The organism is Micrococcus sp. TA1, assembly GCF_014199555.1.
Lineage (GTDB): Bacteria > Actinomycetota > Actinomycetes > Actinomycetales > Micrococcaceae > Citricoccus.
This window is the reverse complement of the sequence record NZ_JACHNW010000001.1, coordinates 1,325,080-1,346,915: the sequence shown is the minus strand read 5'-3', so window position 1 is coordinate 1,346,915 and position 21,836 is coordinate 1,325,080. Positions and strand designations below refer to the sequence as shown.

20 protein-coding genes are annotated in these 21,836 nt (G+C 71.8%); 9 read left to right on the top strand and 11 right to left on the bottom strand.

Going from position 1 to position 21,836, the window contains the following annotated elements:
- Position 1 precedes the first annotated feature (1 nt).
- A complete protein-coding gene (locus GGQ69_RS05845; RefSeq protein WP_183525802.1) occupies positions 2-535 on the top strand; it encodes a GNAT family N-acetyltransferase in 534 nt (177 codons plus the stop codon).
- 66 nt (positions 536-601) lie between these two features.
- Here GGQ69_RS05845 and GGQ69_RS05840 read toward each other — a convergent pair whose 3' ends face one another.
- Entirely contained in the window at positions 602-1,591 is a 990-nt protein-coding gene (locus GGQ69_RS05840) for a heme o synthase (RefSeq protein WP_010142565.1), read from the bottom strand.
- Positions 1,592-1,879: 288 nt separating this feature from the next.
- Between GGQ69_RS05840 and tkt the strand changes: the two genes are divergently transcribed.
- Genes tkt through pgl form a run of 6 tightly spaced genes read left to right on the top strand, consistent with a single transcriptional unit; the run spans position 1,880 to position 10,264 of the window.
- Positions 1,880-4,069, top strand: a complete 2,190-nt coding sequence (tkt, locus tag GGQ69_RS05835; protein ID WP_370577118.1) for a transketolase — start codon at positions 1,880-1,882, stop codon at positions 4,067-4,069.
- A 56-nt stretch (positions 4,070-4,125) separates the two neighbouring features.
- Positions 4,126-5,262 (top strand): transaldolase, encoded by a 1,137-nt coding sequence (tal, locus tag GGQ69_RS05830; RefSeq protein ID WP_183525799.1) that lies wholly within the window; start codon positions 4,126-4,128, stop codon positions 5,260-5,262.
- A gap of 48 nt (positions 5,263-5,310) precedes the next feature.
- Positions 5,311-6,942 (top strand): glucose-6-phosphate isomerase, encoded by a 1,632-nt coding sequence (locus GGQ69_RS05825; protein WP_183525796.1) that lies wholly within the window; start codon positions 5,311-5,313, stop codon positions 6,940-6,942.
- Positions 6,935-8,527: a glucose-6-phosphate dehydrogenase gene (gene zwf / locus GGQ69_RS05820; protein ID WP_183525792.1), complete on the top strand. Its 1,593-nt coding sequence runs from the start codon at positions 6,935-6,937 to the stop codon at positions 8,525-8,527. The genes GGQ69_RS05825 and zwf overlap by 8 nt, the downstream gene beginning before the upstream one ends.
- Entirely contained in the window at positions 8,527-9,468 is a 942-nt protein-coding gene (locus tag GGQ69_RS05815; protein ID WP_183525789.1) for a glucose-6-phosphate dehydrogenase assembly protein OpcA, read from the top strand. The genes zwf and GGQ69_RS05815 overlap by 1 nt, the downstream gene beginning before the upstream one ends.
- A 4-nt stretch (positions 9,469-9,472) precedes the next feature.
- Positions 9,473-10,264 carry a 6-phosphogluconolactonase gene (gene pgl / locus GGQ69_RS05810; protein WP_370577117.1) on the top strand — a complete coding sequence of 264 codons (792 nt, stop codon included), beginning with the start codon at positions 9,473-9,475 and terminating at the stop codon, positions 10,262-10,264.
- A 56-nt stretch (positions 10,265-10,320) separates the two neighbouring features.
- Here pgl and secG read toward each other — a convergent pair whose 3' ends face one another.
- The 5 genes from secG to GGQ69_RS05785 all read right to left on the bottom strand — a co-directional run bounded on the left by secG (position 10,321) and on the right by GGQ69_RS05785 (position 14,474).
- Complete coding sequence (gene secG / locus GGQ69_RS05805; RefSeq protein WP_010142557.1) at positions 10,321-10,572, bottom strand: preprotein translocase subunit SecG; 252 nt, start codon at positions 10,570-10,572, stop codon at positions 10,321-10,323.
- Between the two features lie 28 nt (positions 10,573-10,600).
- Positions 10,601-11,416 (bottom strand): triose-phosphate isomerase, encoded by an 816-nt coding sequence (gene tpiA / locus GGQ69_RS05800; protein WP_183525786.1) that lies wholly within the window; start codon positions 11,414-11,416, stop codon positions 10,601-10,603.
- Positions 11,413-12,672 carry a phosphoglycerate kinase gene (gene pgk / locus GGQ69_RS05795; protein WP_183525783.1) on the bottom strand — a complete coding sequence of 420 codons (1,260 nt, stop codon included), beginning with the start codon at positions 12,670-12,672 and terminating at the stop codon, positions 11,413-11,415. The genes tpiA and pgk overlap by 4 nt, the downstream gene beginning before the upstream one ends.
- Before the next feature lie 53 nt (positions 12,673-12,725).
- Positions 12,726-13,742: a type I glyceraldehyde-3-phosphate dehydrogenase gene (gene gap, locus GGQ69_RS05790; RefSeq protein WP_183525780.1), complete on the bottom strand. Its 1,017-nt coding sequence runs from the start codon at positions 13,740-13,742 to the stop codon at positions 12,726-12,728.
- A gap of 108 nt (positions 13,743-13,850) precedes the next feature.
- Positions 13,851-14,474, bottom strand: a complete 624-nt coding sequence (locus tag GGQ69_RS05785) for a superoxide dismutase (protein ID WP_183525778.1) — start codon at positions 14,472-14,474, stop codon at positions 13,851-13,853.
- Between the two features lie 275 nt (positions 14,475-14,749).
- Here GGQ69_RS05785 and GGQ69_RS05780 point away from each other — a divergent pair, with 275 nt between their 5' ends.
- Both GGQ69_RS05780 and GGQ69_RS05775 read left to right on the top strand, forming a co-directional pair.
- A complete protein-coding gene (locus GGQ69_RS05780) occupies positions 14,750-15,259 on the top strand; it encodes a DUF2243 domain-containing protein (protein ID WP_221243353.1) in 510 nt (169 codons plus the stop codon).
- The gene (locus tag GGQ69_RS05775) at positions 15,226-16,101 is read left to right on the top strand and encodes a cytochrome c oxidase assembly protein (RefSeq protein ID WP_183525775.1); all 876 of its coding nucleotides are present in this window, start codon (positions 15,226-15,228) and stop codon (positions 16,099-16,101) included. The genes GGQ69_RS05780 and GGQ69_RS05775 overlap by 34 nt, the downstream gene beginning before the upstream one ends.
- Here the strand turns inward: GGQ69_RS05775 and whiA are convergent.
- From whiA to GGQ69_RS05750, 5 genes are all read right to left on the bottom strand, one after another.
- On the bottom strand, positions 16,098-17,090 hold the full coding sequence (whiA, locus tag GGQ69_RS05770; RefSeq protein ID WP_183525772.1) for a DNA-binding protein WhiA: 993 nt from the start codon (positions 17,088-17,090) through the stop codon (positions 16,098-16,100). The genes GGQ69_RS05775 and whiA overlap by 4 nt on opposite strands.
- Before the next feature lie 69 nt (positions 17,091-17,159).
- On the bottom strand, positions 17,160-18,191 hold the full coding sequence (gene yvcK / locus GGQ69_RS05765) for a uridine diphosphate-N-acetylglucosamine-binding protein YvcK (protein ID WP_183525769.1): 1,032 nt from the start codon (positions 18,189-18,191) through the stop codon (positions 17,160-17,162).
- Positions 18,188-19,081: an RNase adapter RapZ gene (rapZ, locus tag GGQ69_RS05760; RefSeq protein WP_010142547.1), complete on the bottom strand. Its 894-nt coding sequence runs from the start codon at positions 19,079-19,081 to the stop codon at positions 18,188-18,190. The genes yvcK and rapZ overlap by 4 nt, the downstream gene beginning before the upstream one ends.
- A gap of 19 nt (positions 19,082-19,100) precedes the next feature.
- Positions 19,101-21,134, bottom strand: coding sequence for an excinuclease ABC subunit UvrC (uvrC, locus tag GGQ69_RS05755; RefSeq protein WP_183525766.1), 2,034 nt, complete (start codon positions 21,132-21,134; stop codon positions 19,101-19,103).
- A 17-nt stretch (positions 21,135-21,151) separates the two neighbouring features.
- Entirely contained in the window at positions 21,152-21,826 is a 675-nt protein-coding gene (locus tag GGQ69_RS05750; RefSeq protein WP_183525763.1) for a 1-acyl-sn-glycerol-3-phosphate acyltransferase, read from the bottom strand.
- Positions 21,827-21,836 lie beyond the last annotated feature (10 nt).

Sequence of the window (21,836 nt, the reverse complement as noted above, 5' to 3'; positions counted from 1 at the left end):
CATGCCGGCAGTCTCCGAGGCCTCGGACGTCGTCCACGCGGGCCCGCTGTCGGAGCTGGCGGCGTCGACCTTCCCGCTGGCCTGCCCGCCGGGCTCAGCGCCGGAGGACATCCGGTCCTTCATCGCCGCGAACCTGACCGCGGGGCATTTCGCGGCCCACATCCGGGCGGTGGACCGGACCGTGCTGTGGGCCGGCGACGAGGACGGGGAACCGGTGGGGTACTGCCTGCTCGTCCACGGCTCGCAGCCGGCGTTCTCCGAGCCCGCGGCCCTGCGGCACGCGCCGACGGTGGAGCTGAACAAGTTCTACGTGCACGCGGACCACCACGGCCGGGGCGTCTCCGCCCGGCTCATGACGGCCGCCCTGCAGGCGGCCCGCCGGAGCGGCGCCGCCGGGATCTGGCTCGGCGTCAACCAGGAGAACGCCCGGGCCCAGCGGTTCTACGCCAGGAGCGGGTACTCACGCTCCGGCGTCCGCACCTTCCGGATGGGACGCCGCACCGAACAGGACTTCATCCTGGAGCGACCCCTCTGAACGTCCAGGACGGCCGTCGCCACCGCCGGTGGCCGCCGTCCACTCCCGAGCGGGGCAGCCCGCGGGTCAGGCCGGGGCGCCCGGAACGGTCATGAGCGGTTCGCCCACGAAGGGGTCCACCGCGAGGGCCACGAAGACCAGCGTGAGGTACGTGATGGACAGGTGGAAGACCTTCATGGCCTTCTTGTCGTTGTAGTCCGGCTTCTGCGACTGCCCGTAGAGCACGTGGCACTCGTAGATGAACCAGCCGCCGGTGACCAGGGCGACCGCCGTGTAGACGATGCCGGCCCAGCCCAGCGGGACCAGCAGCAGGGAGCAGGCGACCGTGGCCCAGGCGTAGAGCACGACCTGGCTGGACACCACGCGGGCCGAGGCCACGGCACCGAGCATGGGGACCTCCGCGTCCTGGTAGTCCTTCTTGTACTTCAGGGACAGCGGCCAGTAGTGCGGCGGGGTCCACAGGAAGATGATCAGGAACAGCACGATGGCGGGCCACTCGATGGTCCCGCGCACCGCGGCCCAGGCGATGAGCACCGGGAAGCACCCCGCGATCCCGCCCCAGACGATGTTCTGCTCGGTGCGCCGCTTGAGGACGAGGCTGTAGACGACCACGTAGAAGAAGATCGCGGCGACCCCGAGGGCGGCGGCCAGCAGGTTGGTCCCCAGGGCCAGGATGAGGATCGACACCACGCCGATCACCCAGGAGAAGACGAGCGCCTCGCGCGGGGTGAGCTCGCCCGTGACGAGGGGACGGTTCTCGGTCCGCTTCATGATCTTGTCGATGTCACGGTCGATGTAGCAGTTGAACGCGGCGGAGGAACCGGCGGCCAGCGCCCCGCCGACCATCGTGGCGACCATGGTCAGCACATCCGGGAAACCGCGCTGGGCGAAGATCATGGTCGGCAGCGTGGTGACCAGCAGCAGCTCCATGACGCGCGGCTTGGTCAGCGCCACGTAGGCGGCGGCCTTCCGGCCGAACCCCAGCTTCCGGGTCTCGGAACGGACGCCGGACGACGTCTGCGTCCCGGCGGACTGGGCATCAAGGGTGCTGGGCATCTACTTCTCACGGTGCAGGAGGACGGGGACGGTGTTCACGCAAGAGGTCCATTGCCCGCCCTGACATCGGACGGCCGACCCGGGGAACACCCCCTCCAGTGTACCCGTCGCGCCGACGCCGTCAGACCCGGGTGACGTTCCCGTGGGTCGCAGTGACCCACCTGACACGGGCAGGGGCGGTTCTCCGCGGCGCGACCCCGTCGCCACCGGTTTCCCGGGGGCTCATTCGGGATAAGCTGGCCCGAGGTCGGTACCGGCCGCAGAATCATCCCGTCAGGAGCAGCTTTCGTGACTTCAGTCCCGGCACAGCCCACCGGAACCGCGACCCGGGGGACGTCCCCCCTGCAGCGTCAGGCACCCGCCCGTGAGTACACCTACTCGGACCTGGACCGGAAGGCCGTGGACACGCTCCGCGTCCTGGCCGCCGACGCCGTGGAGAAGGTCGGCAACGGACACCCCGGCACCGCGATCTCCCTCGCTCCGGTGGCCTGGCAGCTGTTCCAGAACGTCATGCACCATGACCCGGCGGACGCCACCTGGGCCGGCCGTGACCGGTTCATCCTCTCAGCCGGGCACACCTCGCTCACCCTGTACCTGCAGCTGTTCGCCGCCGGCGCCGGGCTCGAGCTGGAGGACCTGCAGTCCCTGCGCACCTGGGGGTCCAGGACGCCCGGGCACCCCGAGTACGGCCACACCGACGGCGTGGAGATCACCACCGGCCCACTGGGCCAGGGCCTGGCCTCCTCGGTGGGCTTCGCCTACGCCCAGCGCCGGCTGCGCGGGCTGCTCGACCCGGACGCCCCGGCCGGGACGAGCCCCTTCGACCACCACGTCATCGTCATCGCCTCGGACGGTGACATGCAGGAGGGCGTCACCTCGGAGGCCTCCTCGCTGGCCGGCCACCAGGAGCTCGGCAACCTCGTGGTGATCTACGACGACAACAAGATCTCCATCGAGGACGACACCGACGTCGCGTTCAGCGAGGACGTCTCCGCGCGGTACGAGGCCTATGGCTGGCACGTCCAGACCGTGGACTGGCTGGCCACGGGTGACTACGTGGAGGACACCCGGGCGCTGTACGAGGCGATCGCCGCGGCCAAGGCCGAGACCGGCCGCCCCTCGCTGATCAACCTGCGCACCGTCATCGGCTGGCCCTCGCCCGGCAAGCAGGACACCGGTGCCATCCACGGTTCCAAGCTCGGTGGCGAGGAGCTGAAGGCGCTCAAGGAGGTGCTCGGCTTCGATCCGGAGCAGTCCTTCGCGGTCGAGGACGACGTCCTGGCCCATGCGCGCGGCGTCCGGGACCGCTCCGCGGCCTTCCGGAGCGACTGGGAGGCGTCCTACCGCGCCTGGCGCGAGGCCCACCCGGAACGCGCCGCACTGTATGACCGGCTCTCCGCCGGCGAGCTGCCCGCAGGCTTCGTCGAGGCCTTCCCGACCTTCACGGCGGACTTCGACCCGACCTTCTCCGGGCAGGCCAAGGGCCTGGCCACCCGGGCGGCCTCCGGCACGGTGCTCTCCGCCCTGGGCCCGGTCATGCCCGAGCTCTGGGGCGGGTCGGCGGACCTGGCCGGTTCCAACAACACCACGATGGACGGGGCCGAGTCGTTCATCCCCACGTCCCGCCAGACCAGCACGTGGTCGGGCGGGCCCTACGGACGGACCCTGCACTTCGGGGTGCGCGAGCACGCCGCCGGGGCGATCGTCAACGGCATCTCCCTGGGCTCGCTGCTGCGTGCCTACTCGGGGACGTTCCTGATCTTCTCCGACTACCAGCGGCCCGCCATCCGCATCGGGGCCCTGATGGGCACCCCCGCGATCTACGTGTGGACCCACGACTCGATCGGGCTCGGCGAGGACGGTCCCACGCACCAGCCCGTGGAGCAGCTGGCCAGCCTTCGGGCCATCCCGGGCCTGTCCGTCGTGCGGCCCGGCGATGCCAATGAGGTGTCCTGGGCCTGGCGGACCATCCTGGAACGCACCGACGGGCCGGCCGGGATCGTGCTGTCCCGCCAGAACCTGCCCGTGTTCCCCCGCGGTGAGCAGGGCTTCGCGGGCGCCGAGGGCACCGCGCGGGGCGCCTACGTCCTGCTGGAGGCCACCGACGCCTCGGGCCAGGACGTGGAGCCCCAGGTGATCCTCCTCGGCACCGGTTCCGAGGTGCAGCTGGCCGTGGAGGCCCGCCAGGCACTGCAGTCCGAGGGCATCCCCACGCGCGTGGTCTCCGCACCCTGCCTGGAGTGGTTCGACGCCCAGGACGAGTCCTACCGCGCCCAGGTCCTGCCGGACAACGGGGCCGTCCGCGTCTCCGTCGAGGCCGGCATCGCCCAGGGCTGGGCGAAGTACACCGGTGCCCGCGGTGCCCAGGTCTCCCTGGAGCACTTCGGCGCCTCGGCCGACTACCAGACGCTGTACCGCGAGTTCGGGATCACGGCCGGGGCCGTGGCGGCCGCGGCACGCACCCTGCTGGCCGACTGACCCCCTCAGCACACCGACCCGAGCACACCGACCCGAAGGACACGGGAGCCCACGCGATGACCGAACAGAACCCGAACACGCGAGCACTGGCCGATGCCGGCGTCTCCATCTGGCTCGACGACCTCTCCCGGGAGCGGATCGTCACCGGCAACCTGCAGGAGCTGATCGACACCCGGAACGTCACCGGGGTGACCACCAACCCGTCGATCTTCGCCAGCGCGCTGAAGAACGGCGGACCGTACGCCGAGCAGCTGGCCCAGCTGGCGGCCGAGGGGGCGGACGTGGACCGCGCGGTCTTCGAGCTGACCACGCGGGACGTCCAGCAGGCCTGTGACATCCTCGCCCCGGTCCACGCGGCCACCGACGGGGTGGACGGGCGGGTCTCCATCGAGGTGGACCCCCGGTCCGCCCGGAACGCGGAGAGCACGGTCGCCGAGGCCAAGGAGTTGGCCGCCGCCGTGGCCCGGCCCAACGTCCTGGTGAAGATCCCCGCCACCGAGGAGGGACTGCCGGCGATCACGGCCACCCTCGCCGAGGGCATCAGCGTCAACGTGACCCTGATCTTCTCGCTCACCCGCTACCGGGAGGTCCTCAACGCCTGGCTGCTCGGGCTGGAGCAGGCCCACGCGGCGGGCAGGGACCTGTCCACCCTGCACTCGGTGGCCAGCTTCTTCGTCTCCCGCGTGGACACCGAGGTCGACCGGCGGCTGCGCGAGTCCGGCACCGAGGGCGTGGAGGAACTCACCGGCCAGGCCGGCCTGGCCAACGCGCGGCTGGCCCACCGGATCTTCACGGAGACCCTGGACACCGAGCGCTGGCGCGTCCTGGAGGCGGCGGGCGCCCGGCCGCAGCGACCCCTGTGGGCCTCCACCGGCACCAAGGACCCGGCGCTGCCGGACACCCTGTACGTCACCGGGCTGGTGGCACCCGGAACCGTGAACACCATGCCGGAGAAGACCCTGGCAGCCCTCGCCGACCACGGTGAGGTCACCGGCGACACGGTGACCGGTTCCGGCGAGGACTCGGACCGCGTGCTGGACGCCATCGGCCACGCCGGCGTGGACTACAACGACGTGGTGTCCGTGCTGGAGGAGGAGGGCCTGGAGAAGTTCGTCACCAGCTGGAACGAACTGCTCGAGACCGTGGGCACGGCGCTCCGCGAGGCCTCGGCCCAGGACGCCGCAGCGCGCTAGCCGGGCACCGCCCCTCCCACCAGGCAACGACACCAAGGAGAATCCCCCATGAGCTCGCTCGGACTGCAGGCCACCGGCGCCGCACTCGAGGCCATCGACCGCCACGTGCCCGCCCTGGTGCAGGACCGCTTCGCCAGCCGCCTGTCCGAGCGCGACGCCACCCTGTGGGGTCCGGCCGCCGAGGACGAGGCCTCGAGGCGACTGGGCTGGATGACGCTGTTCGAGGACTCCCGCGCGCTGGTGCCCCAGGTCGAGCAGCTCCGCGAGGAACTCGCCGCGGAGGGCATCACCCGCGTGGTCCTGGCCGGGATGGGCGGGTCCTCCCTGGCCCCGGAGGTCATCGCGGCCACCGTGGGCGCGCCGCTGACGACCCTGGACTCCACCGATCCGGAGATGGTGGGCAACGTGCTGGCCGCCGGCGTGAAGGACACGGTCCTGGTGGTCTCCTCCAAGTCGGGGTCCACGGTGGAGACCGACTCCCAGCGCCGGGTCTTCGAGCAGGCCTTCGCCGACGCCGGCGTGGACCCGAGGGCCCACGTGGTCGTCGTCACGGACCCGGGGTCCCCGCTCGAGCAGTCCGCCCGGGAGGCCGGATACCGCCGGGTCTTCACGGCGGACCCGACCGTCGGCGGACGCTACTCCGCCCTGACGGCCTTCGGGCTGGTGCCGACCGGCCTGGCCGGCGTGGACATCGCGCGGTTGCTGGACGAGGCCGAGGAGACCCTCGAGGTGCTCGTCACGGACGAGCCGGACAACCCGGGCCTGCAGCTCGGTGCGGCGATGGCCGGCACGGATCCCCTGCGGGACAAGCTGGTGTTCTCGGACGAGGGGTCCGGCCTGGTCGGCTTCGCGGACTGGGCCGAGCAGCTCATCGCCGAGTCCACCGGCAAGGACGGCACGGGCCTGCTCCCGGTCGTCGTGGACGCCGGGGACCCCGAGACCACCGGGGACGCCGGTGACCTGCTCCAGGTCCGGCTCGTCGCCGACCCGGACGATCGCGAGGAACGGGTCGGCACCGACCCGGCCACCCGTTCCGAGGACGCCGTGGAGGTGTTCGGCTCCCTGGGCTCCCAGTTGCTCCTGTGGATGTTCGCGACGGCGGCCGCCGGCCGGATCCTGGGCATCAACCCCTTCGACCAGCCCGACGTCGAGGCCGCCAAGACCGCCGCCCGCGGCCTGCTGGACGCCACGCCCGCGCCGGGCACGCCCGACGCCGTGATGGGTGCCGTCGAGCTCACCGGCCCGGCCGACGTCGTGGGTGCCCCGGACGTGGCCTCGGTGCTCGGCGCCGTCGCCCGCCTGGTGCCCGAGGGGGGCTACCTGGCCGTGCAGGCCTACCTGGACCGCCTGGGCTACCCCGAGCTGGAGACCCTGCGCGCCGTCCTGGCCCGGGAGTCCGGCCGGCCGGTCACCTTCGGCTGGGGCCCGCGCTTCCTGCACTCCACCGGCCAGTACCACAAGGGCGGACCGGCCGAGGGCGTGTTCCTGCAGATCACGGCGGACTCCGACGTCGACCTGGCCATCCCCGGCCGGCCCTTCACCTTCGGCCAGCTGATCACCGCGCAGGCGGACGGTGACGCCACCGTGCTGCGCGAGCACGGGCTGACGGTGGTCCGGGTGCACCTGACCGACCGCGGTCAGGGCATCGCCCAGCTGCTCAACGGTTTCCGCGGTGCCTGAGACGGCCCAGGACCGCGGGACGAGGAACCCGCTCCGGGACCCCCGTGACCGGCGACTGACCCGGATCGCCGGACCCTCCGCGCTGGTGCTGTTCGGCGTCACCGGCGACCTGGCCCGCAAGAAGCTGCTGCCGGCCATCTACGACCTGGCCAACCGCGGCCTGCTGCCCCCGGGGTTCTCCCTGGTCGGGTACGGGCGGCGCGACTGGGACGACGCTGCCTTCACCGACTATGTGCGCGCCTCCGTGCAGGCCTCGGCCCGGACCGAGTGGAACGATGCCGTCTGGGACCAGCTGCGCGGCGGCTTCCGGTTCATCTCGGGCGCCTTCGACGACTCCGCGGCCTACGAGCGGCTCAGCGACACCCTGGCCGTCCTGGAGTCCTCCCGGGGGACCGGAGGAAACACCGCGTTCTACCTGTCCATCCCCCCGGACTGGTTCGAGGAGGTCTGCCAGCAGCTCGCCGACCACGGCCTGGCCGGACGGCACCACGACTCCGGCACCCGGCCCTCCCCGGCGCGCACTGGGGCCACGGGCCGGCCGTGGCGCCGCGTGGTGATCGAGAAGCCCTTCGGCCACGACCTGGCCAGCGCGCGGGAGCTCAACGACGTCATCGAGCAGGTGTTCGTGCCGGACGCGGTGTTCCGGATCGACCACTACCTGGGCAAGGAGACCGTCCAGAACATCCTCGCGCTGCGCTTCGCGAACCGGCTGTTCGAGCCGCTGTGGAATGCCAATCACGTCGACCACGTCCAGATCACCATGGCCGAGGACATCGGCATCGGGGGACGGGCCGGGTACTACGACGGCGTCGGAGCGGCGCGGGACGTCATCCAGAACCACCTGCTGCAGTTGCTCGCCCTGACCGCGATGGAGGAGCCGATCTCCTTCGACGCGGACCACCTGCGCGCCGAGAAGGAGAAGGTGCTGGCCGCCGTCGAGGTCCCCGCGGACCTCGGGGCCGCCTCGGCCCGGGGCCAGTACACCGGCGGCTGGCAGGGCGGGGAGAAGGTCACCGGCTTCCTCGACGAGGAGGGCTTCAACCCGGCGTCCACCACGGAGACCTACGCGGCGCTGCGGCTGGGCATCCGGACCCGGCGCTGGGACGGGGTGCCGTTCTACCTGCGCGCCGGCAAGCGCCTGGGCCGACGCGTCACGGAGATCGCGGTCGTGTTCAAGCGAGCCCCCAACCTGCTCTTCCCGGGCCACCGGGAGGACGAGTTCGGCCAGAACACCATCGTGGTGCGGGTCCAGCCGGACGAGGGCGTGACCATCCGCTTCGCCTCGAAGGTGCCCGGCACCCAGCAGGAGGTCCGGGACGTGACCATGGACTTCGGCTACGGTCACGCGTTCACCGAGGACAGCCCGGAGGCCTACGAGCGGCTCATCCTGGACGTGCTGCTCGGCGAGCCGCCGCTGTTCCCGCGCCAGGCCGAGGTGGAGCTCTCCTGGGCCATCCTGGACCCGTTCGAGCAGTACTGGGCCTCGCTGCCCGGACAGCCCGAGCCCTACGCCCCGGGCAGCTGGGGTCCCGTCACGGCCGATGAGCTGATGGCCCGCGACGGCCGTGTCTGGAGGAGGCCCTGATGATCATCGACGTCAAGGACACCACCACCTCCCGGGTGGCCAAGGAGATGAACCGGCTGCGCCAGGCCGGCGGCGTGGTCACCCTGGGACGCGTCCTCACCCTCATCATCGCCACCTCCGACGATCACGTGGAGTCCTCGATCCGGGCGGCCAACCTGGCCAGCCGGGAGCACCCCTGCCGGATCATCGTGATCGCCGTCGGCGACCCCGAGGCGGAGACCGCCCTGGACGCCCAGATCCGGGTCGGCGGGGACGCGGGCGCCTCGGACGTCGTGGTGCTGCGCGGTTCCGGATCCAACGCGGTGGAGTCGGAGTCGCTCATCGGCGCCCTGCTGCTGCCGGACGCCCCGATCGTCGTCTGGTGGCCGCACCGGCCACCGGAGGTCCCGGCCGAGTCCCCGCTGGGCCGCATCGCGCACCGCCGGATCACGGACACGGCCACGGCGGCTTCCGCCCGGGCGGCGTTGATGCACCTGCGGACGACCTACCGGGCCGGGGACACCGACCTCGCCTGGACCCGGCTGACGGGCTGGCGCATCCAGCTGGCGGCCATCCTCGACGGGCTGGACCCGGCGGAGATCCGCTCCGTCACCGTGGACGGGGCCGAGGACTCCCCCTCCACCATGCTGCTGGCGGCCTGGCTCACGCGCCGCCTGGACGTCCCCGTGACGATGGCCCACTCCAAGGCCGGCCACGGCATGCGCTCCGTCCGGCTCCGCAGGGACGACGGTGACATCGTGCTCTCCCGCCCCGTGGGCGACGTCGCCTCCCTCTACCAGCAGGGCCGGCCGGTCCAGCGCATCTCCCTGCCCAAGCGCAGCGACCAGGAGTGCCTCGCCGAGGAGCTGCGGCGGCTGGACCCCGACGAGGTGTTCGGCGACGTGGTGGTCCACGGGCTGCCCCTGACCGACCTGAAGGCGGTACTTCCCAGTGAACGATGACCACGTGACCATCACCACCGATCCCAGCGGGGACTGCGTCCGCGTCTACGGGGACCGGGAAGCCCTGTGCCGGGCCGCCGCCCGGGAACTGCTCCGTGTCCTCGCCGAGGCCGTCAGCGGCCGGGGCAGCGCCTCGGCGGTCCTCACGGGAGGCGGGACCGGTACCGGCATCCTCGCCGCCCTGGCCCGCCTGCTCGGGGAGGAACCGGCGCTGGACTGGTCGCGCGTGCACCTGTGGTGGGGCGACGAACGCCACCTGGCCGCCGGCGACCCTGACCGCAATGAGGTTCAGGCCGCGGCGGCGTTGGTGGACGCGCTCGTGGGCGGCCACGGGATGCCGGCCGGCAACGTGCACCCGGTGCCGGCCGCCGACGGCTCCGGCCCGGACGCCGCCGCCGCACGCTACGCCGCCGAGCTGGCCCGGCACGCCCAGGCCGACCCCGGTCCGGACCCGCGGCTGCCCGTGTTCGACGTGGTGATGCTGGGTGTGGGCCCCGACGCCCACGTGGCCAGCCTGTTCCCCGGCCTGCCGGGCCCGCAGGCCCGGGACGCGACGGTGATCGGGGTGGAGGACTCCCCCAAGCCGCCGCCGCTGCGCGTCTCGCTGACCCTCGAGGCCCTGAACACCGCCCGGCGGCTGTGGTTCGTGGTCGCGGGCCTGGACAAGCAGGAGGCCGTCACGGCCGTGCGTGGGGCCAGGAACGCCAAGACCACCGACGCGGCCCGCTGGCCGGCATCGGTGGTCTCGGGTGCGATGTCCACGACCTGGTGGCTGGACGGTGCGGCCGCCCGCTGAGGCACGGGCGGGGCAGCGCCGGCGGCTCTCGCCGGCGTCCCGGCTGCCCGAAAGGCTCAGAAGTCCTGGGAGAACCGCATGATCAGGCCCAGGGCCACGACGATCGCACCCCAGGTGATGCCGAGCGTCACCGTGAGGCGGTTCAGGTTCTTCTCGGCGACGCCGGAGGCGCCCAGGGACGAGGTCACGCCCCCGCCGAACATGTCCGACATGCCACCGCCACGGCCCTTGTGCAGCAGGATCAGCAGCACCAGCAGGACGCTGATGAGCGCCAGGGTGATCTGCAGGATGAGGGTCAGGACGTCCACGTCACTCTTTCCATTGGGGGTGCGCCGGTCAGTCGGTCAGCAGGTGGTGCTCGAACCTGACAATGCTAGCAAACTCGGACTCGTCCAGGCTGGCGCCGCCCACCAGGACGCCGTCCACGTCGCGCTCCCGCAGGATCGCCGCCACGTTCCCGGACTTCACCGAGCCGCCGTAGAGCAGGCGGACGCCCCGGGCGGTGGCGTCGTCGTAGAGGCCGGCCAGCTCGGCGCGCAGGGCGGCGCACATCTCCTGGGCGTCCGCCGGCCCGGCCACCTCACCGGTGCCGATGGCCCACACCGGCTCGTAGGCGACCACGAGCCCGGAGACGGCCTCGGCGGACAGTCCGGACAGGCCGTTCCGCACCTGGGCCAGGGTGTGCTCCACGTGCCCGCCGGCCCGGCGGACCTCCAGGCCCTCGCCGACGCAGAACACCGGGGTCAGCCCGTGGCGCAGGGCCGCCTGCAGCTTCCGGTTCAGCAGCGCGTCGTCCTCGCCGTGCAGGGTGCGCCGCTCGGAGTGCCCCACGAGCACGTAACGGCAGCCGAGACGGTCCAGGAACTGGCCCGAGATCTCCCCGGTGAAGGCACCGGAGTCCTCGGCGGAGAGGTCCTGTGCCCCGTAGGCCAGCGGCAACCGGTCCCCGGCGACCAGGGTCTGCACGCTGCGCAGGTCGGTGAACGGCGGGAAGACCGCCACCTCGACCCGCTCGAAGTCGTGGTCGGCGTCGGCCAGGGTCCAGGACAGCTTCTGGACGAGGGTGACGGCCTGGAGGTGGTCCAGGTTCATCTTCCAGTTCCCCGCGATCAGCGGGGTGCGGTCATAGACGCCGTTGGTCTGGGAGGTCATGCCCCGGCACCTGCCTGGCCGGCCGCCGGGGCGGTCTCCAGGGCGGCGACGCCCGGCAGGGTCTTGCCCTCGAGGTACTCGAGGGAGGCACCGCCCCCGGTGGAGATGTGGCCGAACTGGGAGTCCTCGAAGCCCAGGGTCCGCACCGCGGCCGCGGAGTCCCCGCCGCCGACGACCGTGAGCCCCTGGGACTCCGTGAGTGCCTCGGCCACCGTGCGGGTGCCGTGGGCGAAGGCCTCGAACTCGAACACGCCCATGGGCCCGTTCCAGAACACGGTGTGCGCGCCGCGGATCTCCTCACCGAACGCGGCCCGGGTCTCGGGTCCGATGTCCAGGCCGATGGCCTTCTCCCCGTGTGCGCCCGCGGTGAGGCGGTCCACCGGCAGCACCTCGTGGTCGGCGTCCGCGGCGAAGCCGGAGGCCATCACGATGTCCGTGGGGAGCACGATCCGGCAGCCGCCGTCCTGGGCGCGCCGGAGGTACTCGGTGACGACCGGGACCTGGTCCTCCTCGAGCAGCGAGGCGCCCACCTCGTGGCCCTGCGCCTTGAGGAAGGTGAAGAGCATGCCGCCGCCGATCAGCAGCGTGTCGGCACGCTCCATGAGGTTGTCGATCACGGCGAGCTTGTCCGAGACCTTGGACCCGCCGAGCACCACCACGTACGGGCGGTCGGGGTCTCCCGTGAGGCGGGACAGCACGTCCAGTTCCCGGGCCACCAGGGCGCCCTGGTAGGACGGCAGTCTCCCGGCGATGTCGTAGACCGAGGCGTGGCGGCGGTGCACGGCGCCGAAGGCGTCGTCCACGTAGGCCCCGTGCTCCCCCGTGAGGGCTGCCAGTTCCGCGGCCAGCGCCTCGCGGTCGGCGTCGGCCTTGGAGGTCTCCCGCGGGTCGAAGCGGACGTTCTCGAGCAGCAGGATGTCCCCGTCGGACATCGCGGCCGCCTGCTCACGGGCCGAATCCCCGGTGACGTCGCCGGCCAGGCGCACGTCGCGACCGGACAGCTCCGCCATCCGGTCGGCGGCCGGCCGCAGGGAGTACTTCGGGTCCGCCTGGCCCTGGGGACGGCCCAGGTGGGCCATGACGATCACCCGGGCGCCGGCGTCGGCCAGCGCGGTGATGACCGGCAGCGAGGCGCGGATGCGGCCGTCGTCGGTCACCGTCCCGTCGTCCAGCGGGACGTTCAGGTCCGAGCGGACCAGGACGTGACGTCCGGCGACGCCCTCCTGCAGCAGGTCGTCAAGGGTCTTGGCGGTCATGCGAAAGTGCCTCTCTGAAGGGGATTGCGGCTCGATGCGGTGCGATGGCGTGGTCAGAGCCTGGACGCGACCAGGGAGGTCAGGTCCACGAGCTGGGAGGTGTAACCCCACTCATTGTCATACCAGCCGAGGATCTTCACCGTCTTGCCGATCGACTTGGTCAGCGGCGCGTCGAAGGTGCAGGCCGCCGGGGCGCCGATGATGTCGGTCGAGGTGATCGGGTCCTCGGAGTAGACCAGTCGTCCGCCCGAGAGCGGACCGGACTCCGCGGCGGCCCGGAAGGCGGCGTTGACCTCGTCCACGGAGGCCTCCCGTTCCAGCTCGACGGTCAGGTCCGTGGCCGATCCGGTGATGACCGGCACGCGCAGGGCGAAGCCGTCCAGCTTGCCCTTCAGCTCGGGGATCACCTCGCCGATGGCCTTGGCCGCGCCGGTGGACGTGGGGACGATGTTCTGGGCGGCGGCCCGGGCGCGCCGACGGTCCTTGGCGTGGGGGGCGTCGTGCAGGTTCTGGTCGCCGGTGTAGGCGTGGACCGTGGTCATGATGCCGTCGATGATCCCGAAGGACTCGTGCAGCACCTGGACCATCGGGGCCAGGCAGTTGGTGGTGCAGGAGGCGCTGGAGACGATGTCCATGGTCCCGGGGTCGTAGTCCCCGTCGTTGATGCCCATCACGAACGTGCCGTCGATGCCCTTGCCGGGGGCCGACAGGACGACCTTCCTCGCCCCGGCCTCGAGGTGCTTGCGGGCCTGCTCACCCTTCGTGAAGTGCCCGGTGCACTCGATGACGATGTCCACGCCGAGCTCGCCCCAGGGCAGGTCGGCCGGGTCCTTCTCGGAGAAGACCCGGATGGTCCGGCCGTTCGCCACGAGGTTGCCGTCCACGAGGTCGATGTCGTGACCGTACCGGCCCATGACGGAGTCGTACTTCGTCAGGTACAGCAGGTCCTCGGCACCGGTGAGGTCGTTGACGGCCACGAGCTCCAGGTCATGGCCGTCCTGCTCGAGGACACGGAGGATGCTCCGGCCGATGCGGCCGAATCCATTGATGGCGATCTTGGTCACGGTCATGCCTTTCAGTCGTGCTGGGAGGGTGGACGACGAGGGACTGCGGGGAGACGGCATGGGCGGGGCCGGCCGGGCTGTGACAGGCCGGCCGGCCCCGGGCACTTCATCGGATCAGGGGGTGATCAGCTTCGGGGCGCCGGTGCGGGCGGCCTCGAAGCGGGCGGCGACGTCCGCCCAGTTGACGATGTTCCAGACGGCCTTGACGTAGTCGGCCTTGACGTTCTGGTAGTCCAGGTAGAAGGCGTGCTCCCACATGTCCAGCTGGAACAGCGGGATGGTGGCGACCGGCACGCCGTTCTGCTGGTCGTAGAACTGCTCGATGACCAGGTTGCCGCCGATCGGCTCGTAGGCCAGCACGGCCCAGCCGGAGCCCTGGATGCCCAGCGCGGCGGCGGTGAAGTGGGCCTGGAACTTGTCGAACGAGCCGAAGAACTCGTCGATCGCGGCGGCGAGCTCGCCCTCGGGCCTGTCGCCACCGTTCGGGGAGAGGTTCTTCCAGAAGATGGAGTGGTTGGTGTGGCCACCGAGGTTGAAGGCCAGGTCCTTGGAGAACTGGTTCACGGAGCCGAAGTCGCCGGCCTCGCGGGCCGCGGCGAGCTTCTCCAGGGCGGTGTTGGCGCCCTTGACGTAGGTGGCGTGGTGCTTGGAGTGGTGCAGCTCCATGATCTTCGCCGAGATGTGCGGCTCGAGAGCGGCGTAGTCGTAATCCAGCTCCGGCAGGGTGAATTCAGCCATTATTCCTCCTTGGTGGACGTGTGGCCGGGACCTGTGCGACAGGCCCCGCGGTTCGTGGCCCCGAGAAGGAGCCATCTGTCTCATCCTATGCATGGGCGGGGCCCGTCTGGTCAATGATTCCGCTGTCAGCCACAATGTCCGGCCGGTGTCCCGCCCGGTCACCGGCACGCAGAGGGCAACCCGGGGCATCCCGCCGCGCCCGCGTCGTTGCCAGGGACGCCGCGGGGATGATGACAATGAGGGGTCCTCAGCATGCCGACCCAGGGGGTGGACCGATGTCGAGCACGGCAACCGGTGCCGGTGGTGAGGCCGGCCCCGGTGTGGAGCAGCGGTCCGGGGCCCGCGGGGGCCGGCGCGCGGTCGCCTCGGGGTTCCTCTTCGGTTGTGGCATCGCGGCGTCGATGATCGACCTGTTCGTCTTCCACCTGGGCCTGCAGTGGCATCACTTCTACGACCTGTCCACCCCGGAGGTGGCCCTGGCCGCCGACGGGGTCTTCCACGCCCTCGGGTGGTTCATCACGGTCTGGGGGCTGTTCCTGCTCGCGGACGTGCGCCGGCGCGGCGACGTGCCCTGGCGCCGGTGGACGGGGGCCGTGATCGCCGGGGTCGGGGCCTTCCAGCTGTTCGACGGGGTCATCAACCACAAGGTGCTCGGGATCCACCAGATCCGCTACCACGTGGACCTGCTGCCGTATGACCTGGCCTGGATCGGCTCGGCCGCGCTGCTCCTGCTCCTCGGGTCCGCCTTCCTGTGGTGGACCCGGCCGGCACCGGCCGCCGGATGATCGCGGCCCGCATGGACCACGGGCACGGAGGGGGACCCGCCCCCGGCGGTTCCGGAGGTGCCGACGCCCTGGGTTGGTTCCTGGCCGACGTCGCCGTCGTGCTGCTGCTGACGGTGGCCGCGCTGGGCTATGCGCTGGGCCTGTGGGCGTCCCGGGGCCGCTCCCCGTGGCCGGTCCGGCGGGCCCTGTGCTGGTACGCGGGGCTGGGGTGCGTGGGGGCGGCGCTGCTCGGGCCCCTCGCCCGGGCCGCCCGCGAGGGCTTCACCGCCCACATGAGCGCACACCTGCTGCTGGGCATGATCGCTCCCCTGCTGCTGGTGCTGGCCGCCCCGGTGACCCTGGCCCTGCGGGCGCTGCCCGTGCGCGCGGCACGGTCCCTGACGCGCCTGTTGCGCCGACGGTCCGTGCGGGTCATCACCCACCCGGTGGTTGCGGCGGTGCTCTCTGCCGGCGGGCTGTGGGTCCTGTACACGACGGCGCTGTACCCCCTGATGCACGCCTCACCCCTGGTGCACGCGCTGGTGCACGCCCACGTGCTGCTGGCCGGCTGTCTGCTCACCGCCGCGCTCGTGGGTCCGGACCCGGATCCGCACCGGACCTCGATGGTCCTGCGCTCGGCGGTGCTGGTCGCCTTCATCGCCGCCCACTCGGTCCTGGCCAAGTGGCTCTACGCGCAGCCGCCGGACGGGGTGGACCGGACGGACGGCGAGGCCGGCGCCCAGCTGATGTACTACGGCGGGGACGCCGTGGACGTGGTCCTGATCGTGCTCCTGTTCAGCGGCTGGTACGCCGCCACCCGGCCCCGGGAGCGGGTGCGTTCCGGGAGCGGGGCCGGAGCCTAGTCCCCGTCCGCGGCGGACGGCGCCTCGGCGTGCAGGGCGGCGTCGGTGCTGGGCAGGCCCTCCTCCGCGGCGCGCTTGTCCGCCATGGCCAGCAGGCGCCGGATGCGCCCGGCGATCGCGTCCTTCGTCATGGGCGGATCGGCCAGCCGGCCCAGTTCGTCCAGCGAGGCCTGCTTGTGCTGGACCCGGAGCTGTCCGGCGTACTTCAGGTGGTCCGGGACCTCCTCGCCGAGGATCTCCAGTGCGCGCTCCACCCGGGCGCCGGCGGCGACGGCCGCCTGGGCCGAGCGGCGCAGGTTGGCGTCGTCGAAGTTGGCCAGTCGGTTCGCGGTGGCCCGGACCTCCTTGCGGGTACGGCGTTCCTCCCACACCAGCACGGTGTCATGGGCACCCATCCGGGTCAGCAGCGCCGAGATGGCGTCCCCGTCGCGGATGACCACGCGGTCCACGCCGCGCACCTCCCGGGCCTTGGCGGTGATGCCCAGGCGCCGGGCCGCACCGACCAGGGCCAAGGCGGCCTCGGGACCGGGGCAGGTGACCTCCAGGGCGGAGGACCGGCCCGGTTCGGTCAGCGACCCGTGGGCGAGGAAGGCCCCGCGCCACACGGCCTCGGAATCGGCGACGGAGCCGTTGACGATGGCCGGCGGCAGACCGCGCACGGGGCGACCCCGCACGTCCAGCAGACCGGTCTGCCGGGCCAGGGACTCGCCGTCGCGCACCACCCGGATCACGTAGCGGTTGCCCTTGCGCAGGTTGCCGCCGGAGACCACGATGATCTCGCTGCCGTGCCCGTAGACCTCGGCGATCGCGGTCCGCAGGCGCCGGGCCGCCGCCGCGTTGTCCAGCTCGGCCTCGATGACGATGCGCCCCGAGATGATGTGCAGCCCGCCGGCGAAGCGCAGGATCGCCGACACCTCGGCCTTGCGCTCAGAGGAACTCCTGACCGCGTGGTGGGTCAGCTCCTCTTTCACCGCAGCAGTCAGGGCCATGGGTCGCCTCACATCTTTCACTTGAACTCGTGGTGGCCCGGCACCGGCCGGGTGGGTACGCGCAGGGGGTCAGGATCTCGCGAAGGCCTCCTGAAAGGCCAGGGCCAGGCGCAACGGATCGTGCACCGGCGTCCCGGAACCGGCCCCTACCTTACTAAACTGCACGGCCGCACCGAGACGGGAGGCGGCCTTCTCGAAGCCGGCCCGGTCCTGGACCGCGTCGGGATCGGCCAGCACGACGTCGATCCGCAGGTCCGGCGCGTGATGGTGCACCGCCTCGAGGTGGTCGGCGGCGCTCATGCCGGAGGTCTCGGCGGTGTCCACGGCGAGGTTCATCACCAAGGCCCGGCGGGCGGTGGTCCCCTCGAGGGCCTCCCGCAGCTCCGGCAGCAGCAGGTGCGGCAGGACCGAGGTGTACCAGGACCCCGGGCCGAGGACCACCCAGTCGGAGAGCTCGATGGCCTCCAGGGACTCCCGGCAGGCCGGGGCATCGTCCGGCTGGAGCTGGATCTGCGAGACCCGGGTGTTCCGGCCGGCGGCGGCGAGCGAGGCCTGGCCGGAGATGGTGCGCCGGATGAGCTCGCCATTGCGGCCCTCGGCGAGGACCGAACCGGAGATCGTCAGGGGGATGGTGGACATCGGCAGGACCTGGCCGCGCGCGCCCAGCAGCGCCCCGGCCCAGCGGAGCCCGCTCACCGGGTCGCCGAGGAGCTCCCACAGGGCCACGATCAGCAGGTTGCCCAGGGCGTGGTTGTCCAGGGTGCCGTCCACGCCCTCCTTGGAGTGGAAGCGGTGCTGCATGACGTCACGCCAGGTCCGGCCCCAGTCGGTGTCGTCGCACAACGCGGCGAGCGCCATCCTCAGGTCACCGGGGGGCAGCACGTCCATCTCCTGCCGGATGCGCCCGGAGGACCCGCCGTCGTCCGCCACCGTGACCACGGCCGTGATCTCCCCGGCGATCAGGCGCAGGGCCCGCAGCGTCGCGGAGAGCCCGTGCCCGCCACCCAGCGCGGTGACGCGCAGGGTGGGGTCGTACGTGCCCCCGGCGATCGACTGGGAGACCGGGACCAGGGGCAACTGGCCGGTGAAGTGCGTGCTCATTCCCGCCCCAGGTCCCGGTGCTGCACGTTCACGGTGACCCGTGGCTGCTGGCGGAGCCGGCGGGCCAGCTCCTCGGCGACGGCGACGGAACGGTGCTTGCCGCCGGTGCAGCCGACGGCAAAGGTGCCGTAGTGCTTGTTCTCCCGGCGGTACCCCTCCAGGACCGGCAGCAGCGCCTGGACGTAGCGGTCCACGAACTCCGCCGCCCCGTTCTGGCCCAGGACGAAGTCCGAGACGGCCGCGTCCTTGCCGGTGAAGGGGCGCAGTTCCGGCACCCAGTGCGGGTTGGGCAGGAACCGGACGTCGGCCACGAAGTTGGCGTCCTGGGGCAGCCCGTACTTGAAGCCGAAGCTCATCACGTTCAGGCGCAGCACGATCGGCCCGGACTCGGTGAACAGCTCCGTGATGGTGGTGGCCAGGGAATGGACGTTCATGGAGGTGGTGTCCACCACGATCTCGGCCTGCTCCTTGAGGTCCTTCAGCAGCAGTCGCTCGGCGGCGATGCCGTCCGGGATCCGGCCGGAGCCCTGGAGGGGGTGGGGCCGGCGGGCGGACTCGAACCGGCGGACGAGCAGGTCGTCCGCGGCGTCCAGGAACAGCACGCGGTAGTCGACGCCCTGGGCGCGCAATTGCTCGAGGGCCTCCTGGATGTCCGTGAACAGGTCCTTGGACCGGACGTCGACCACGAGCGCCATCCGCGGGATGGCCTCGGGCGAGCGGCCCACGAGGTCCGTCAGGGTGCCGAACAGCTGCGGGGGGATGTTCTCCACCACGTACCAGCCGTGGTCCTCGAGGGCGTGTGCGGCGGTGGTGCGTCCTGCCCCGGACATGCCGGTGACGATGAGTACCTCGGAAGTGGCCGGTTTCACCGGGATCAGGCCGTCGCTCATGCGTCCAGCCTACCCAGTGTCAGTCCAGGATCTCCCCGGTGGTCAGGTTGATCCCGTACTGGTCCGCCACCTGGTCCACGGCCTGCTCCCCCGCCTGTCCCGGGGCCCCGTCGGCCGCCTGGCCCGGATGCAGGGAGGCGTGGACGGCGGCGGCCAGGGCGGCACCGATGCCCGGGGCCTGACGGAGCTCGTCCAGTCCGGCCGCCCGGATCCGCTTCACCGAGCCGAAGTGCTTGAGCAGCGCCTTCTGCTTGGTGGGGCCGAGCCCGGGGATCCCGTCCAGGACTGAGGAGACCATCGACTTGGCACGCTTCTGCCGGTGGAAGGTGATGGCGAAGCGGTGGGACTCGTCGCGCAGCCGCTGCAGCATGTAGAGCCCCTGCGAGGCCCGGGGCAACACGACCGGGAATTCCTCCCCCGGCAGCCACAGCTCCTCGAGGCGCTTGGCCAGTCCGACCACCGGCAGGTCGGTGATCCCGAGGTCCGCGAGGGCCTGTGCGGCGGAGGCCACCTGGGCGGGGCCGCCGTCGACCACCACGAGGGAGGGCGGGTAGGCGAACCGCCGGGCGCCCGCCTCGGCCGGGGCGGCGCCCTCCGGTCCGTCGGGGCCGGCGTCGGGGATCTCACCGGTGGTGAAGGACCCGTTGCGTTCCTGGTCCTCCAGGTAGTGCCGGAAGCGGCGGGTCAGGACGTTGTGCATGGCGGCGGTGTCGTCCCGGGCCGCCTCCCCGGTGACGGCGAACTTGCGGTAGTCGGACTTCTTGGGCAGCCCGTCCTCGACGACCACCATGGACCCGACGACGTTCGTGCCGGACACGTGCGAGATGTCGTAGCACTCGATCCGCAGCAGCGGTTCGTCCAGCTCCAGGGCCTCCTGCAGTTCGCGCAGCGCGGCCGAGCGGGTGGTCAGGTCCCCGGAGCGGCGGGTCTTGTGCAGTCGCAGCGCCATCAGGGCGTTCTCCTGCACCGTCTCCATCAGGGCGCGCTTGTCCCCCCGCCGGGGCACCCGCAGGCTGACCTGGGCACCGCGCAGTCCGGTCAGCAGCGTGGCGACCTGTTCCGCGTCCTCCGGCAGCTCGGGGACCAGCACCTCACGCGGGATGCGGCTGGAGTCCTCGAGGGACCCGTAGACCTGCTCGAGCAGCTGCTCGACCATCTTCGGCCCGGAGACGTCCTCCACCTTCTCGACCACCCAGCCACGCTGGCCGCGGATCCGGCCCTCGCGCACGTGGAAGACCTGGACGGCCGCCTCCAGCTCGTCCTCGGCGAAGGCGAAGATGTCCGCCTCGGTGGACTCGGACAGCACCACGGCGTTGCGCTCGAAGACCCGCTTCAGCGCGGCGATGTCGTCCCGACGCCGGGCGGCGTCCTCGTAGCGCAGCTCGGCCACGGCCTCCTTCATCTGCTCCTCGAGCCGGCGGATGTACCGGTGGGCGTCCCCGGCCATGAAGTCGCAGAAGTCCTGGGCGAGCTGGCGGTGGTCCTCGGCACTGACGCGGCCCACGCAGGGCGCGGCGCACTTGTCGATGTAGCCCATCAGGCAGGGCCGGCCGGAGAGCTCCGCGCGCCGGAAGACGCCGGCGGAGCAGGTGCGCACGGGGAACACCCGCAGCATCAGGTCCACGGTCTCGCGGATCGCCTTGGCGGGGTGGAACGGCCCGAAGTACTTCACGCCCTTGCGCCGGTCCCCGCGCATGACCTGGACGCGGGGGTACTTCTCGTTCATGGTCACGGCCAGGTACGGATAGGACTTGTCGTCCCGGTACATGATGTTGAACCGCGGGGTGTACTGCTTGATCCAGGTGTACTCGAGCTGCAGGGCCTCCAGCTCCGAGCCGACGACCGTCCACTCGACCGAGGAGGCGGTGAACACCATGGCGCGGGTCTTCGGATGCAGCCCGGCGGGGTCCTGGAAGTAGGACGCCAGGCGGGAGCGCAGGTTCTTGGCCTTGCCCACGTAGACGACCCGGCCGTCCGGGTCGCGGAAACGGTACACCCCCGGGGAGGTAGGAACCTCACCGGGCCTCGGCCGGTAGCTGGCCGGATCAGCCATGGCGCATCAGTCCCGCATCAGTCCCGGGGCCCGCCGACCGGGGCGTTGTACTGCTCCACCCGCTCCTGGCCGGTGAGCGCGGCGATCGCCTCCATGACCTGGGCGGTGGCCTGCTTGCGCGGCGGCAGCGGGTGCTTGCGACCGAGGTGCTCGAACTGGAGGGGTTCGCCCACGGTCAGGCTGAAGTGGTGCGGGGTGACGCGGTTCGTGCCCGGCGGCTGGAGCCGGTCCGTGCCCCGCAACCCCACGGGGACCACCGGCATGCCGGTGGCCAGCGCGAGCCAGCCGACGCCGGTGCGGCCCTTGTAGAGCCGCCCGTCCCGGCTGCGCGTTCCCTCCGGGTAGATCCCCACGCCGGACCCGGCCTCCACGAGTTCCACCAGCTGGTCGAGCGCGGCCACGGAGGCGGCCTGCTGGTCGCGCTGGACGGGGATCGACCCGACGGACTCGAAGAAGCCCTTCATCACCCGGCCCTTGAGGCCCGGCTGCGTGAAGTACTCGGACTTGGCGAAGAAGTGGACCATCCGCGGCATGAGCGCCTGCAGGATCACCGAGTCCAGGAAGGACAGGTGATTGCTGGCCACGATGAACCCGCCGGTCCGCGGGACGTTCTCGAGCCCGGTGACGGTGGGGCGGCAGGAGACCTTCAGGGCGGCACGGAACCCCCAGCGCACGGCCTCGTTGGTCGCCATGTCCATCCTC

Bases quoted from the DNA above. Each gene is read 5' to 3' on its own strand.
- GGQ69_RS05780 (WP_221243353.1), top strand. From the start codon at position 14,750: ATGTCGAGCACGGCAACCGGTGCCGGTGGTGAGGCCGGCCCCGGTGTG.
- pgk (WP_183525783.1), bottom strand. From the start codon at position 12,672: ATGACCGCCAAGACCCTTGACGACCTGCTGCAGGAGGGCGTCGCCGGA.
- rapZ (WP_010142547.1), bottom strand. From the start codon at position 19,081: ATGAGCGACGGCCTGATCCCGGTGAAACCGGCCACTTCCGAGGTACTC.
- yvcK (WP_183525769.1), bottom strand. From the start codon at position 18,191: ATGAGCACGCACTTCACCGGCCAGTTGCCCCTGGTCCCGGTCTCCCAG.
- GGQ69_RS05825 (WP_183525796.1), top strand. From the start codon at position 5,311: ATGAGCTCGCTCGGACTGCAGGCCACCGGCGCCGCACTCGAGGCCATC.
- GGQ69_RS05845 (WP_183525802.1), top strand. From the start codon at position 2: ATGCCGGCAGTCTCCGAGGCCTCGGACGTCGTCCACGCGGGCCCGCTG.
- gap (WP_183525780.1), bottom strand. From the start codon at position 13,742: ATGACCGTGACCAAGATCGCCATCAATGGATTCGGCCGCATCGGCCGG.
- whiA (WP_183525772.1), bottom strand. From the start codon at position 17,090: ATGGCCCTGACTGCTGCGGTGAAAGAGGAGCTGACCCACCACGCGGTC.
- tpiA (WP_183525786.1), bottom strand. From the start codon at position 11,416: ATGACCTCCCAGACCAACGGCGTCTATGACCGCACCCCGCTGATCGCG.
- GGQ69_RS05840 (WP_010142565.1), bottom strand. From the start codon at position 1,591: ATGCCCAGCACCCTTGATGCCCAGTCCGCCGGGACGCAGACGTCGTCC.
- GGQ69_RS05785 (WP_183525778.1), bottom strand. From the start codon at position 14,474: ATGGCTGAATTCACCCTGCCGGAGCTGGATTACGACTACGCCGCTCTC.
- tal (WP_183525799.1), top strand. From the start codon at position 4,126: ATGACCGAACAGAACCCGAACACGCGAGCACTGGCCGATGCCGGCGTC.
- uvrC (WP_183525766.1), bottom strand. From the start codon at position 21,134: ATGGCTGATCCGGCCAGCTACCGGCCGAGGCCCGGTGAGGTTCCTACC.
- GGQ69_RS05815 (WP_183525789.1), top strand. From the start codon at position 8,527: ATGATCATCGACGTCAAGGACACCACCACCTCCCGGGTGGCCAAGGAG.
- GGQ69_RS05750 (WP_183525763.1), bottom strand. From the start codon at position 21,826: ATGGCGACCAACGAGGCCGTGCGCTGGGGGTTCCGTGCCGCCCTGAAG.